The sequence below is a fragment of the Actinomycetospora sp. NBRC 106375 genome (assembly GCF_030269665.1).
Classification (GTDB): Bacteria; Actinomycetota; Actinomycetes; order Mycobacteriales; family Pseudonocardiaceae; genus Actinomycetospora.
The window spans coordinates 113,324-126,640 of the sequence record NZ_BSTS01000010.1; the positions used below are offsets into that span (position 1 = coordinate 113,324).

Annotated in this window: 14 protein-coding genes; 3 read left to right on the forward strand and 11 right to left on the reverse strand. The window is 75.9% G+C overall.

Annotated features, from left to right (window positions below; genetic code table 11):
• Positions 1 to 24: 24 nt before the first annotated feature.
• Positions 25 to 543 (reverse strand): polyadenylate-specific 3'-exoribonuclease AS, encoded by a 519-nt coding sequence (locus QSK03_RS17910; RefSeq protein ID WP_285654618.1) that lies wholly within the window; start codon positions 541 to 543, stop codon positions 25 to 27.
• 57 nt (positions 544 to 600) lie between these two features.
• Positions 601 to 1,293 (reverse strand): lysophospholipid acyltransferase family protein, encoded by a 693-nt coding sequence (locus QSK03_RS17915; RefSeq protein ID WP_285654620.1) that lies wholly within the window; start codon positions 1,291 to 1,293, stop codon positions 601 to 603.
• A 258-nt stretch (positions 1,294 to 1,551) separates the two neighbouring features.
• Between QSK03_RS17915 and QSK03_RS17920 the strand changes: the two genes are divergently transcribed.
• Positions 1,552 to 2,379, forward strand: a complete 828-nt coding sequence (locus QSK03_RS17920; protein ID WP_285654621.1) for an alpha/beta hydrolase — start codon at positions 1,552 to 1,554, stop codon at positions 2,377 to 2,379.
• Complete coding sequence (locus tag QSK03_RS17925) at positions 2,376 to 2,993, forward strand: hypothetical protein (protein WP_285654622.1); 618 nt, start codon at positions 2,376 to 2,378, stop codon at positions 2,991 to 2,993. The genes QSK03_RS17920 and QSK03_RS17925 overlap by 4 nt, the downstream gene beginning before the upstream one ends.
• On the opposite strand, the gene QSK03_RS17930 is transcribed toward QSK03_RS17925, so the two are convergent.
• The 5 genes from QSK03_RS17930 to QSK03_RS17950 all read right to left on the reverse strand — a co-directional run bounded on the left by QSK03_RS17930 (position 2,990) and on the right by QSK03_RS17950 (position 7,324).
• Positions 2,990 to 3,931, reverse strand: a complete 942-nt coding sequence (locus QSK03_RS17930) for an ROK family protein (protein WP_285654623.1) — start codon at positions 3,929 to 3,931, stop codon at positions 2,990 to 2,992. The two genes, QSK03_RS17925 and QSK03_RS17930, sit on opposite strands and share 4 nt — an antisense overlap.
• Positions 3,925 to 5,154 carry a hypothetical protein gene (locus QSK03_RS17935; protein ID WP_285654625.1) on the reverse strand — a complete coding sequence of 410 codons (1,230 nt, stop codon included), beginning with the start codon at positions 5,152 to 5,154 and terminating at the stop codon, positions 3,925 to 3,927. Before QSK03_RS17935 ends, QSK03_RS17930 begins: the two co-directional genes overlap by 7 nt.
• Complete coding sequence (locus tag QSK03_RS17940) at positions 5,151 to 6,383, reverse strand: ArsA family ATPase (RefSeq protein ID WP_285654627.1); 1,233 nt, start codon at positions 6,381 to 6,383, stop codon at positions 5,151 to 5,153. Before QSK03_RS17940 ends, QSK03_RS17935 begins: the two co-directional genes overlap by 4 nt.
• Positions 6,384 to 6,812: an SRPBCC family protein gene (locus tag QSK03_RS17945; RefSeq protein ID WP_285654629.1), complete on the reverse strand. Its 429-nt coding sequence runs from the start codon at positions 6,810 to 6,812 to the stop codon at positions 6,384 to 6,386. It abuts the gene before it with no gap.
• 107 nt (positions 6,813 to 6,919) lie between these two features.
• The gene (locus tag QSK03_RS17950; protein WP_502872190.1) at positions 6,920 to 7,324 is read right to left on the reverse strand and encodes a polyketide cyclase / dehydrase and lipid transport; all 405 of its coding nucleotides are present in this window, start codon (positions 7,322 to 7,324) and stop codon (positions 6,920 to 6,922) included.
• A 136-nt stretch (positions 7,325 to 7,460) separates the two neighbouring features.
• Between QSK03_RS17950 and QSK03_RS17955 the strand changes: the two genes are divergently transcribed.
• A complete protein-coding gene (locus QSK03_RS17955; protein WP_285655043.1) occupies positions 7,461 to 9,302 on the forward strand; it encodes an AMP-dependent synthetase/ligase in 1,842 nt (613 codons plus the stop codon).
• Positions 9,303 to 9,384: 82 nt separating this feature from the next.
• Here QSK03_RS17955 and QSK03_RS17960 read toward each other — a convergent pair whose 3' ends face one another.
• From QSK03_RS17960 to QSK03_RS17975, 4 genes are all read right to left on the reverse strand, one after another.
• Positions 9,385 to 10,530 (reverse strand): glycosyltransferase family 4 protein, encoded by a 1,146-nt coding sequence (locus QSK03_RS17960; RefSeq protein WP_285654633.1) that lies wholly within the window; start codon positions 10,528 to 10,530, stop codon positions 9,385 to 9,387.
• Positions 10,531 to 10,583: 53 nt separating this feature from the next.
• The gene (locus QSK03_RS17965; protein ID WP_285654635.1) at positions 10,584 to 11,471 is read right to left on the reverse strand and encodes an alpha/beta fold hydrolase; all 888 of its coding nucleotides are present in this window, start codon (positions 11,469 to 11,471) and stop codon (positions 10,584 to 10,586) included.
• A 63-nt stretch (positions 11,472 to 11,534) separates the two neighbouring features.
• Positions 11,535 to 12,554 (reverse strand): C40 family peptidase, encoded by a 1,020-nt coding sequence (locus QSK03_RS17970; protein ID WP_285654637.1) that lies wholly within the window; start codon positions 12,552 to 12,554, stop codon positions 11,535 to 11,537.
• 352 nt (positions 12,555 to 12,906) lie between these two features.
• Positions 12,907 to 13,266 carry a hypothetical protein gene (locus tag QSK03_RS17975; RefSeq protein WP_352232014.1) on the reverse strand — a complete coding sequence of 120 codons (360 nt, stop codon included), beginning with the start codon at positions 13,264 to 13,266 and terminating at the stop codon, positions 12,907 to 12,909.
• Positions 13,267 to 13,317: the final 51 nt, after the last annotated feature.

Below are 13,317 nucleotides of genomic sequence, written 5' to 3' on the forward strand. Positions count from 1 at the left end.
GTGTTCCCCGCGACGCCCGGCCCGTCACCGCCCCGCGGGCGCCGTCCCGTCGTGGAGCCGCTGCCACGCGGCGTCGATGACCTGCCACCGCGCGAGGTTGTGCCGGGCGTCGGCGAGGGCGTCGTGCGCGTCCGCGGGCGCCGGCGGGAGCTCGGGGCGCCCGACGTCGTCCCAGCGCTGGCGCAGGTCGCGGGTGAAGCGCGGCAGCGCGCGCGGGAGGTCCGGCATCGCGCCCCAGAGCTGGGCGATCGCCACGTGGTCGTACGCCGCGTACCAGGCCCACAGCTCGACCGGGCCCTCGCCGGCGGTCACGAACTCGTAGAACGCCTCCCGGATCGCCAGGCGGCTGCGCCACGCCGGGTCCGAGGTCGGGGGCAGCTTGTCCAGGACGTTCTTCCGCACCCACGGACCGGCGCGCATCGGGTCGAACTGGCGCGAGATCGCGTAGAACTCGTGGCCCTGCTCGTCGACGACACCCACCGAGACCAGCTCGATCGTGGTCCCGTCCTCGATGAACTCGCAGTCGTAGAAATAGCGGGCCACGGGCGCATTCTGTCCGCAGCGGCCCCCGACCGCGTGACGGGGCCGCTCACGACGGGCTCAGGCCGCCTCGGCGTCGGCGCCCTTGTCCTTCATCGTGCTCGCGTAGACGTCGACGTACTCCTGCTCGGAGAGCGCGCGCACCGCGTCCATGACCTCGTCGGTGATCGCCCGTTCGACCTGCCGGTCGTCGGTGATCCCGTGGAAGCGGGAGAAGTCGAGGGGCTCCCCGATGCGGATGCCGATGCGGCAGGGCCGCCAGAAGCGGGAGCCGACGGGGTTGGCCCGGTCCGTGCCGATCATGGCGACGGGGACGACGGGCACGCCGGCCTCGAGCGCCATCCGGGCGACGCCCGTGCGGCCCTTGTAGAGACGTCCGTCGGGCGACCGGGTGCCCTCCGGGTAGATGCCGAAGAGCCGCCCCTCGCGCAGCACGCCGATCCCGGTGTCGAGCGCCGCCCGCGCCGCGCGGCCGTTGCCCCGCTCGATCGGCACCTGGCCCATGCCGGTGAAGAACCAGCGCTTGAGCGTGCCGACCGGGCCGGGCTGGGTGAAGTACTCGGACTTGGCCGGGAAGGCCATCCGCCGGGGCACCATCAGCGGCAGGACGAACGAGTCGATCACCGCGAGGTGGTTCGACGCGACCAGCGCCCCGCCGCGGCGCGGCAGGTGCTCGGCGCCCTCGACCTGCGGGCGGAACGCCACGCGCATGAGCGGCCCGAGCAGGGCATATTTCATGATCCAGTACAGCACCCGGGCTCCGTTCCTCGCCGCCGTCGACACCGGTCCGTGGTGGCGTCCTCGACCCACTGTCGACCCTCTGTCGACCCATCTGCCCGTCGGTTGCGCCGAGCGTAGGCGTCCCCGGACCGGTCCGGGGAACCGTCCGGCGCGACACGACCCCCACCGCGTGACCCGGACGTGTGGGACGTGCCACGATGGTGGTCCCGATCCGCTCCCCCGCCCGCCCGGCGGGTGCCGACGTCGCGCCGCCGCGCCCGGAGGAACCACGTGCCCGTGATGCCCGGAGCCGAGCCGTTCGCCTCCGATCCCCGCGACGGCTCACGGGACATCGGCGTCGTGCTCAGCCACGGGCTCACCGGCACGCCGCAGAGCATGCGCGCCTGGGGCGAGTACCTGGCCGGCGAGGGCGTCGGCGTCCGTGGGCCCCGCCTGCCCGGGCACGGCACCCGGTGGCAGGACCTCAACCGCACGCGCTGGCCGGACTGGTACGCCGAGGTGGAGCGCGCGGTCGACGACCTGCGGGGCGAGTACCGCTCGGTGTTCGTGTTCGGGCAGTCCATGGGCGGCACGCTGACGTTGCGCCTCGCGCAGGAGCGCGGCGACGACCTGGCCGGCATCGCCCTGGTCAACCCCTCGGTCACGACGCTGCGGCGCGACGCCGCGATCGCGCCGTACATCCAGTGGGTCGTGCCGTGGGTGCCGGGCGTCGCCAACGACATCCGCAAACCGGGGGTCACCGAGCTCGCGTACGACCGGCTGCCCACCCGTGCGGCCGTGTCGCTCACGGCGCTGTGGCGGCTGGTGCGCGCCGACCTGCCGCGGGTGCGGTGCCCCGTGCTGCTGTTCCACTCGCCGTCCGACCACGTGGTCGAGCCGGTGAACAGCACGCTCGTGCTCGAGGGCATCGGCTCCGACGACGTCACCGACGTCGTGCTTTCCGACAGCCACCACGTCGCGACCCTCGACAACGACGCCCCGACGATCTTCGCCGACAGCCTGGCGTTCGTGCGCCGCGTGCACGCCGACCGCACCGGCGTTCCGACCGACTCCATCTCCGGCACCACCGCCGGGACCACCACAGGGACCACCGCATGACCGCGCCCGAGCCCGACGGTCCGGACCAGACCCGCCCCGACCCGGCGGGACGCGACGCGGGTGGTGCCCGCCGTCCGGACCTGCCCGAGGACGTCGACGCCGCCTTCGCCTCGATCGTCGCCGACTGGGCCGCCGACGGCGCGCCCCGCTGGCCCGACGAGGCGCCCGACGTCCCCGAGGCGCCCCGCCCCGCGACCGACCCGCGCGACGACGGTCCGTCCTCGGGGCTCGGCACCGCCACCCCGCCCGGCGGGCAGCCCGCCCCGCGCGACCTGCCCGGGCGGCGTGCGCCGCGCCCCGGCACGGGTCCCCGCGTGGACCCGCCGGTGCCCGACGCCCGGCGGTCCCCGCCCGCGCGGCCCACCGAGGACGAGCACTACGTGCCGCCGGACCCGCCGCCGCTGCCCCGACTCGGCCTGAGCAGCCTGCTCGGCATCGGCCTGCTGATCGTCGGGGTCGTCCTGCTGGCGGTGCCCGGCTTGCTCGGCGGACCCATCGGGCTGGGCATCGTGCCCGGCCTGCTCGCGATGACCGCCGGCCTGGGCTGGCTCGTGTTCGGGCTCCGGCGCGGCCGCGGGTCCGACGACGGGTCGGACGACGGCGCCATCCTCTAGCCGCCCGCACGCTCCCGGGCGTCCAGCGCCGCGCCGATCACGCCCGCACGCCCGCCGAGCTCGGCGGTCCTGATGTCGGCCAGCCGGCGGTGTCCGTTGCCGGTGACCTCCTCGGCGTAGCGGCGCCGGGCGCGCTCGAGGTAGAGCGGCGCCGACGCGGACACCTCGCCGCCCACCACGACGACGTCGGGGTCGAAGACGTCGGCGACCAGGGCGAGCGCCTGTCCCAGCCAGTCGGCGAACTCCGCGACCACCCGCAGGGCCAGGGCGTCGCCCTGCTCGGCGGCCCGCGCGACGTCGCGGCCGGTCAGGGGCTCGGCCCGTTCCCAGGCGGCGCGCAGCACCGAGAGGTCGTCGGTCGCGGCGACCAGCTCCTCCGCCGACCGGCCCAGCGCGCTGCCGCTGCAGTACCGCTCGAGGCAGCCGGACTTGCCACAGGGACAGGGACGACCGCCCCGCACCACGGTGAGGTGCCCGAGCTCGGGCGCCACGCCGTGGGCGCCCCGGAACACGGCCCCGTCGATCAGCAGGGCCGCGCCGATCCCGGTGCCGAGCGCCACCAGGACGGCCACCGAGGCGCCGGCGGCGGCGCCGACCCGGTGCTCGGCCAGCCCGGCGGCGTTCGCGTCGTGCTCGATGACCACCGGCAGGGCCAGCCGTTCGGCCAGGCGGTCGACCACCGGGTCGTCGCGCCACGGCAGGTGGGCCCCGAAGGCGACCGTGCGCCGGTCGGGGTCGACGAACCCGGCCACGGCCAGGCCGACCGCGCGGACGGGGTGGGTCGCGGCGAGCCCGCCGACCAGCTCCACCACCGTGTCGTCGAGCGCCGACGCCGCGCGGGCGGTCGGGGCCGCGGCCTCGGCCAGGACCCGGCCCTCGCCGTCGACCACCGCGGCGCGCACCGACGTCCCGCCGATGTCGACGCCGACCGTCAGCACAGCGGCTCGGTGTCGCTGGTGTCCCCGGGCGCGGCGCCGGACCGCCGTGGCGGGCGACGGATCGCGATGCGCTGGACGGACGGACGCGCTGGGGCGGTGGGTGTCCCGTCCCGTCCCGGCCTGGCGGTACCCGACGCGGCCGAGCGGGCGGTCTCCGGTGCCGTCGTCGAACGGGTCGCGGGCGGCGGGGTCCCCGGGGATCCCGCTGCCGCCGCTGATGTCGGCGTCGGCGCTGGCGTCGCCGCGGCGGTCGCCGCGGGCCGCGGGGTCGCCGCGGGCCGGGCGCTCGCCCGGCGCGGTGCCGGTCGGGGCCCGGCGCCGGACGCCCGGGGTCCCGGCCGCGGTGCGCCGACCGGGGCGCCGTCGTCCGGCGTGGCGTCCTGCTCGGGACGGGCGTCGGTCGGGGCGGCGCGGCGCGCGGCGTCGCGGCCGGCGGTGCTCGTGCCCGGCGTCGCCTCCGCCGCCGACCTCCCGGCGCCTTCGGGGTCACGGAAGGCGGCGGACCGCGGCGAGGCCCGGCGGATCGGCACCCGGCGCCGCGCCCGGGCGTCCGCGGCGGAACCGACGTCCCGGACGTCGCCAGGGGCCGCAGGCGTGCCCGACGGCACCCCGTCGCCCGTCTCGTCGGGGACCGTCTCGTCGGGGACCTCGTCATCCACGGCGGGGACCTCGTCGTCCACCGCGGGGTCCTCGTCGTCCACGGCGGGGACCTCGTCGTCCACGGCGGGGACCTCGTCGTCCACCGCGGGGTCCTCGACGGAGCCGGGACTCGCGCCCCAGCCGTCCCATGCGCCCCACTCTGCCGGCCAACCGGGCGGCGGCCCGCTGCCGGGGCCGGGGGTCGCCTCGGGAGCCGGCCCGCGACCGTGCCCGTGCCCGCCGTCCTGGTGGGTCTGCAGCATGAGCCGCAGCAACATCATCAGCCCGGACGCCTGCTCCGCGAGGCGCGCCGTCAGCTCGGGCTGCTCGCCGCGCAGGGCCGCGACGAGGGCGCAGACCGGGCACCACGCGCACGGGCCGGGGCTCTGCGGCGGGCGCATCCCCAGCCGGCGCGATCCGGTCACGCCGTCGGATCCCGGGGGCCGGGCCGCGGCGTCGGTCGGCACGTCCATCCGCGTGCCGAGCCAGTCGAGCAGGGCCGACGCCGTCGCGCGGGCCTCCTCGGTCAGCCGCTCCTGCGCCGCCCGGCCGGCGTCGCCCGCACCGCCCCCCTGGCCGGTCACCGCATCCACACCGACGGGTCGGGGCGGAAGACCACCGAGAGCAGGTCGTCGGCGAGGTCCGCGCCGGTCACCTCGCAGCGGCGCAGCACGGGCGGCAGGGCGACCGCCCGGCGGCGGCCGTCGACGGTGACGGCCAGCTCGTCCCCGATGCGCGCGAGATCGACGTCGGCGTCACCGATCCCCGCGACGTGCAGGTCGAGCACGAACTCGCTCTCCTGCTCCGTCCCGGTGCCGGCGGTGCGCCGCACGGCCACGAGGGCCCGCCCGATCGGCCCGTCGAGCGGGTCGTCGTCGCCGTAGAGGGTGTCGGCGAGATCGGCGAGGGCGTCGACACCGACGGGCTCGCCCGGGTGGTGGGCGACACGCCGGACGGGGACGTCGCCTCCGGCGCCGGCGAGGTCGGCGAGCACCGTCTCCTGCTCGGCGCGCCGGGCCCGGACCCAGTTCGCGGCCGCGCCCCGTCCTTTGCCGGCGTCCGGGACGAGCCGGTTGGCCACCATCCCGTCGACGTGCAGGCCGTGCAGGGCCAGCGCGGTCAGGGTGCGTCGTGTCTCGGCGGCGACGACCCGTTCGGGGGTGAGGACCAGGCGGATCGTGGTGGTGCGGTGGTCGCCGAGCAGGTCGCGCAGGCCGGCGAGCTGCTCGGCCAGCCGCGACAGCGACGCCGCCGCGGCGTCCCACTTCGCGACCGTCGCGCTGCTGCCGGCGAGCCCGGCGAGGACCCCGCGGACCGCCCGGCGGTGCGCGGGGAACAGCCGCTCGAGGTAGGAACCGAGGGCCTCGGGCAGAGCGAGCAGCCGCAGGGTCTCGGCGGTCGGTCCGCAGTCGACGACCACGACCTCCCAGGGACCGTCGACGGTCGCACGCCGTACGTCCTCGAGGGCGAGGAGCTCCTCGACGCCCGGCAGCACGGTCAGCTCGTCGGCGACCATCTCGTCGACCCCGGCCCCCGCGAGCAGGGTGCGCAGCTGGGTGCGGAGAGGTTCCCAGGCGTCGTCGACCAGCGCGCGGGTGTCGATGTGGGCCGCGAAGAGGCCCGGGAAGGTCTCGGGCGCGACCTCGGTGGGCGTGCCGTCGAGACGGGCGGCGAACGCGTCGCCCAGGGAGTGCGCGGGGTCCGCGGACAGGACGAGCACCTTGCGCCCGCCACGGGCGAGCGCGACCGCCGTCGCGGCCGCCGTGGTGGTCTTCCCGACCCCGCCCTTGCCGGTGAACAGCAGGACCCGCACTCAGCCCTCCACGCGACGCTTCAGCCCGGTCAGTGCCTGATCCATGATCCGCTTCTCGGCGCGTCGCTTGAGCATGCCGGGCAGCGGCACGGCGAGATCCACCGACAGGGTGTAGGTGACCTCGGTGCCGTCGCCGGCCTCCGCCAGCCGGTAGCGGCCGCGCTGGGAGCGCTGCATCTGCCCGGAGACGAGGTCCCAGGTGACGCCGTCGTCCTGCCAGTCGTAGGCCAGCACGTAGGTGTCCTTGATCGGCCCGGCGTCGAGGGAGAAGCGGACCTGCTCCGGACGTCCCTCGTCGTCGTGCGTGAGCACCGAGGCCGAGGTGATCGAGTCAGCCCACTCCGGGTAGGCCGGGAAGTCGGCGATGACCCCGAGGACATCGGAGGCCGGGGCCGCGATGGTGATGGACTGGGTCGACTCGTCGGCCATGGCGCGGAAGGCTACCGCCGAGCCCGACGCGCACGTCACGCCCGGTGCACCCCGTCCGGAGCGCCGTGACCAGGCCCTCACCGGGCCGGATCGGCGTGATCGGGCCCTCACCGCTCCCCGGTCGGGAGCGGTGGCACGCCCGGCGATCGGCCGGCCTCGAGACGGTCCTTGAGCGCGAACGCCAGTGCCTTCGCCGCGCGCTGGCGGCGGACGCCCTCCCGGGTCGCCGCCCGCCGCGAGAGGGTCCCGTCGGCCGGGTCGACGCGCAGGAAGTAGTGCAGCACCGTGCCGTCGCCGACGGCCTCGAGCCAGACCTCCATGCTGCCCCGCCACGCGTCGCCGACGACACTCCAGCGCACGCCCTGGGGGCCGCGGTCGGCGAAGACGCGCAGCGCGAGGTCCGGCCAGAGCCGACGCCATGCCGCCGGGTCGGCGAACTCGGCCGCCAGGCGCTCGGGCGGCACGGCGAGGAACGTCTCGTCCACCACATCCACGCTCGCCACGGGTCCCAGCGTCCCAGGACCCCTCCTTCTCCGTCCGTCACGCCCCGCGCGGCTGGGCGAAATGTCCGGCTACCGGGAGGTAGACCCCGCGACTAGGGTCACAGCCGGACGCAGCGAGGCGCGCGGGGCAGGAGTGGTGGACGAGATGCAGCAGTACACGGAGCCGGCGATCGCGAAGGTCGCCGACGACGACAACCTCACCGCCGCACCCTGGGCGAACGCCGACGCCCACGGCGGTGACGTCGCCTACAAGCGCCTGCTCCGCGGCACGCAGCGCAGCGGAGCTGCCGCGCCGGAGGCCGACGACAGCGACCAGTGGCAGGACGTCACCTTCGCCGCTTTCCGCGACGAGGTGGTCGCGACCGCCAAGGGCTTCGTCGCCGCGGGCATCCAGCCCGGCGACCGCGTCGGGCTGATCTCGAAGACCCGCTACGAGTGGACCCTGCTGGACTACGCGCTCTGGGCCGCCGGCGCGGTGACCCTGCCGATCTACGAGACCTCCTCGTCCGACCAGGTCGAGTGGTGCCTCTCCGACTCGGGCGCGCGCGGCGTGATCGTCGAGTCCGACGAGCACCTCTCGATCGTCTCCGCGCTGCGCGAGAAGCTCCCGGAGCTGGAGCACGTCTGGCAGATCGACGGCGCCGACGGGGCCGTGGGCGGCCTGCGCGAGGCCGGCGCGGACGTCGACGACGCGACGCTCGAGGCGCGGCGCACGGCCGTGCACGCCGACGACCTCGCGACGCTGATCTACACCTCCGGCACCACCGGGCGCCCGAAGGGCTGCGAGATCAGCCACCGCAACCTGCTGTTCGAGGTGCGCGCCGTGGCCGAGACCTTCGGCGACCTCATGACCCCGGGCAACTCGACGCTGCTGTTCCTCCCCCTCGCCCACATCTTCGCCCGCGTCATCCAGTGCGCGGCGCAGGAGTACCGCTACACCATCGGCCACTTCGCCGACACCAAGAAGCTGACCACCGAGCTCCCGCGGTTCCGGCCGGACTTCCTGCTCTCGGTGCCCCGGGTGTTCGAGAAGGTCTACAACGGCGCCAAGGTCAAGGCCCACAACGACGGCAAGGGGCGGATCTTCGACGCCGCCGAGGCCACGGCCGTCTCCTACAGCGAGGCCCTCGACGCCGGCGGTCCGGGGATCGTCCTGCGCCTGCAGCACGGGCTGTTCGACAAGCTCGTCTACGGCAAGCTCCGCGCGGCGCTGGGCGGGCGGTGCATCGGCGCGGTGTCGGGCGGCTCGGCGCTCGGCGCGCGCATCGGCCACTTCTTCCGCGGCATCGGCGTGCCGATCCACGAGGGCTACGGCCTCACCGAGACCAGCGCGGCGATCACCGCGAACCCGAGCGGCCACATCAAGGTCGGCACCGTCGGCAAGCCGATCCCGGGCATCACGGTCGCGATCGGCGAGGACGGCGAGATCCTCGCGAAAGGCGACGTCGTCTTCCGCGGCTACTGGAACAACGAGGAGGCCACGAGGTCGACGATCGTCGACGGCTGGTTCCACACCGGCGACCTCGGCAGCCTCGACGACGAGGGCTACCTCTCGATCACCGGCCGCAAGAAGGAGCTCATCGTCACCGCGGGCGGCAAGAACGTCGCCCCCGCCGTGCTCGAGGACCGCGTCCGGGCCCACCGCCTGGTCAGCCAGGCGCTCGTCGTCGGCGACAACCGGCCCTACGTCGGCGCGCTCATCACCCTCGACCCCGAGGCGCTGCCCGGCTGGAGCACCGAGCACGGCAAGGACTCCTCCGACGCCGCCGCCCTCGCCGACGACCCCGACGTCCGCGCGGAGATCACCGCGGCGATCGACGACGCCAACAAGGCGGTCTCGAAGGCCGAGGCCATCAAGCAGTGGCGCATCCTCTCGACCGACTTCACCGAGGAGAGCGGCGAGCTCACGCCGACGATGAAGCTCAAGCGCAACGTCATCGCCGAGAAGCGCGCCGCCGACATCGACGCGGTCTACGAACAGCGCTGAGGCCCGGGGTTTCCGCAGCGAACGGGTATCTCGCTGCTTCTCGGCGCCCGAAGTCCCCGTTGATCACCCGTCCGCGGGGTGCTCAGCCGGCGGCGAGGGCGCGCAGGCGCGCGGCGCGGGACTCCCAGGTCCACTCGTCGCGCATCCACCGCCGACCCGCCTCGCCCATCGCCCGGGCGGCGTCCGGGTCGACGAGCAGGTCGGCGAGGGTGTCGGCGACGTCGCGGCGGTCGCGGCCGTCGACGAGACGCCCGGTCCGGCCGGGGCGCACAGTCTCCGGGGCGCCGCCCGAGCGGCCGGCGACGACGGGCACGCCGCTGGCCTGCGCCTCGAGCAGGACGATGCCCAGGCCCTCGACATCCAGCCCGCCCCCGAGGGTGCGGCACGGGAGGGCACCGACGTCGACGGCGGCGTGGTGCGCCGGGACCTCGTCGGGCGCCATGGGGCCGGTGAACACGACGTCGTCAGCGACACCGTGGGTGCGCGCGAGGCGCCGCAACCGATCGCGATCGGGCCCGTCGCCCGCGATGAGCAGCGCGACACCGGGCACGCGCCCGCGCAGGCGGGGCAGCGCGGCGATCAGCACGTCCTGACCCTTGCGACGCACGAGCCGCGAGACACAGCCCACGAGCGGCCGCTCCCCCAGCCCGTACCGGCGCCGGATCGCGTCCCGGGCGCCGGGGTCGGGCCGGAAGCGTTCGCCGTCGATCCCCGACGGCAACGGTTCGAGGGCGGCGTCGGGGCCGAGGGCCGGGGCGATCCGGCCGCGGGTGTAGCGGCTGACCGTGGTGACGACGTCGCTCGCGCGCCCGATGTGCCCCAGCGCCTGGCGGCTGCCCGGCAGCATCGACCACCCGACCTCGTGGCCGTGGGTGCTGGCCAGGACCCGGCGTACCCCGGCCCGGCGCAGCGCGGGCGCCATCAGCCCGAGCGGAGCCGCCGCGCCGAACCACGCGGTGTCGATCTCGCGCGTGCGCACCAGCTCCGCCGCGCGCCGCGTCGCGTCCGGCGTCGGCAGCATCATCGTGGTGGGCAGGCGGTGGATCTCGAAGCGCTGGTCCGCGTCGAAGCGCCGGCACGCCGCCCGCGCCTCGTCCGTGCGCTGCCAGGTGGAGGCGAGGACGACGAGCTCGTCAGCGGGGAGGCGGGTGGCGAGCGCGTGGAGGTAGGACTGGATGCCGCCCGGCCGGGGCGGGAAGTCGTTGGTGACCAGCAGCGTGCGCGCCACGCCGCGGAGCCTCGCACGAACCCCCGCGGCGCCAGCCACGGGCCGGAACGCCGCTAGGACGACCGGCGCAGGAACTCCACGACGGCCGCGTTCACGACCTCCGGGTGCGTCGCGCTGAGGAAGTGCTGGCCCCCGTCGACCACCCGCAGCTCGGCCTGCGGGGAGTTCGTGAACCGCCCGATCTCGTCCTCGGCGTTGGCGACCGAGTACACGCGGTCGTCGGTGCCGTGCAGCCAGAGCACCGGGCAGCGCACGGCGTCGAGCCGCGCGTGGAGCCCGTCGCGGTCCCGCAGGTTGATCGAGCTGGTCCGCAGCCGCCTGCGCCCGGCGTCGCCGGTGTAGTTCCGCTGGTGGGTCGCGTGCCAGAAGGCGCGCTCCTCGGGGTCGACGTCCTCACCGAAGCCCTCCGCGAGGACGGCGTCGACGAGCTCCACAGGGATGACCCAGTCCTCGCCGACGGGCTCGGCGAGGGCGTCGATCGCCGGGCTGAGGAACGCGATGCCGTCCCAGCACCCGAGATCGCGGCTGCGGGGGCTCTCGAAGTCCATCGAGGTGCCCAAGGGGATCACGCCGCGGACGACGTCCGGGGCCAGCAGGGCCATCCGGACCGCGATCCAGCCGCCCTGGGACGTGCCCAGCACGAACGCCCGGTCGATCCCGAGGGCGTCGAGCACCTGGAGCGCCGCCGCGGCGCTGTCCCAGTAGGTGTAGTCGGCGTAACCGGCTCGCGTGGCGCCGTGGCCGTAGGGCTCGATCGCGAGGAGGTTCGCGGTCCGGATCAGCTCCTCGCCGGCGAGCTGCGGGCGGTACAGCTCCACCGAGGTCGTGAACGAGTTGACCAGGACGAGGGTCGGGAGCGACGCGTCGTACGGGCCGCCGAGGGCGTACCCGATCGCCGAGGAGCCGAGGTGGGGCACGGTGATCGTCTGGGCGGGGTCCACGAGCGCGAGCCTGTGACCCGGGACACGGCGGTGTCAATCACCGGCGGCGGCCGGGCCGACGTCTCACAGGACGATGCGCCGCACGCCGGTGAGGCTGGAGCGGACCTGGGAGACCTTGACGACGTCGCCGGACTGCGGTGCCTCGAGGAACTTGCCGTCGCCGACGTAGAAGCCGACGTGGGTGACGGGGTCGTTGAAGAACAGCAGGTCGCCGGGGCGGGCGTCGGCCATCGAGACCGGAACACCGACCAGGGCCTGCTGGCGCGACACCCGGGGCAGCCCGACCCCGACCTGCCGGTAGGCCCACTGCACCAGCCCGGAGCAGTCGAACGTCGAGGGCCCGGTGGCGCCCCAGACGTAGGGCTTGCCCTGCTGGGTCAGCGCCGCGCGCAGCGCCTCGACCGCGATCCCGGAGCCGGGGACGTTCGTGGGGAACTTCGTGGTGCCGCCCCGCCGCAGTGCGGCCAGCGTCGCCGGGGACGCGTCGGCGAGGGCCGCCTCGGCCGCGGCGACCTCGCGGTCGGCGTCGTCGCGGCGCCGCTGGGCGTCGTCAGCGCTGCGCTGCGCGTCCGAGGCCGACCGGTCGGCGTCGGTGGCGCGGGCGTCGGCGTCGCGCTCGGCGCCCTCGGCAGCGGCGGCGGCGTCGAGGAAGCGCTGGACGAACCGCTGGTTCTCGGTGGAGATCGTGTCGAGCAGGCTCGTGCGCTCGAGGTAGGCCTGCGGGGACTCGCTGCCCAGCAGCGCGCCGAGCGCGTCGAGCTGGCCGCCCTGGAACGCCGCGGCGGTGACCGGGTCGACCTCGGCGAACGCGTCGTCGCGGGCGGCGCGGGCGGCGTCGGCCGCCTCGCGGGCGTCGTCGGCCTCGCGGCGCGTGCGGTCGGCCTCGGACCGGCGCACCCCGAGCTGCTCGGCCGCGTCCATCGACGCCTCCGTGGCGTCGGCCGCACGGGCGTTGGCCTGGGCGAGGGCCGTGACGGCGTCGGAGGCTCCGGGCGGGACGATGGGGTCGGCCCGTGCGGTCCCGGCGGGCGCGGCCCCGACCACCGCACCGGCCGCGAGCAGGACCGCGAGCAGGAGGAGCACGACCCCTCTCCCGAGGAGCGTGGGGCGTCCGGCGGGGTGCTCGGTGGGGCGTCGTGCGGAACGGGGGGACACCACCGCGTCGTCGGGTCCTCTCTGCGCAGCCCGGCACGACCGCGTCCCCGGACCCGCCGGTGGCCGTCGGCCGTCCTCGGGCCGGACACGTCGGCCCCCGACGGCCTCGATCCGGAGCCCCCGTCGGCGCATCCGGCGCCACGTGGGTGGGCGGAGATTATCGAAGGCCTGATGACGTCCCGCAGCGGGCGGTGTCGAACGGCGGGCGCCCGGACGGCCCACGATCCGGCGCGCACCGGGCGAAGCGGACTCCGCCGTGACGTGACCCTGACCAGAGCCGTCACCCGGCGTCCCGTGCCCGGCGCGGACGCGGCGCGCCCCGCTGCTCGCGCGGGGACCCGGGCGGCGGGGCCGGCGGCACGAGCCGCAGCCGCGGGATCAGCCCGTGGTCGGCGAGGACCTCGAGCGCCCGCTGCTCGACGGGCCCGAACTCCAGCGGCAGGGGGCCGCCGGGCGCGGCGTCGCTCGGCACCACCGACCCGTCCGCCGGCGGGGCGGACGGCACGGACGGCGTGCCGAGCAGGACGCCGACGACGCAGTCGTGGCAGGCGATGTCGCGGACGGCGCAGGAGTCGCAGTCGATGAGCACGGTGGCCTCCCGGTCAGGAGTCCCCGGCGGGTCCGGGGTCGTGGCACGCACGCTAGGAGCGACCCCCGACAACGCCGCCCGCGTCGACCCGCGGCGCGACGA

Excerpts from the sequence above, each read along its gene's own strand:
- QSK03_RS17925 (WP_285654622.1), top strand. The coding sequence starts at position 2,376 with ATGACCGCGCCCGAGCCCGACGGTCCGGACCAGACCCGCCCCGACCCG.
- QSK03_RS17945 (WP_285654629.1), bottom strand. The coding sequence starts at position 6,812 with ATGGCCGACGAGTCGACCCAGTCCATCACCATCGCGGCCCCGGCCTCC.
- QSK03_RS17955 (WP_285655043.1), top strand. The coding sequence starts at position 7,461 with ATGCAGCAGTACACGGAGCCGGCGATCGCGAAGGTCGCCGACGACGAC.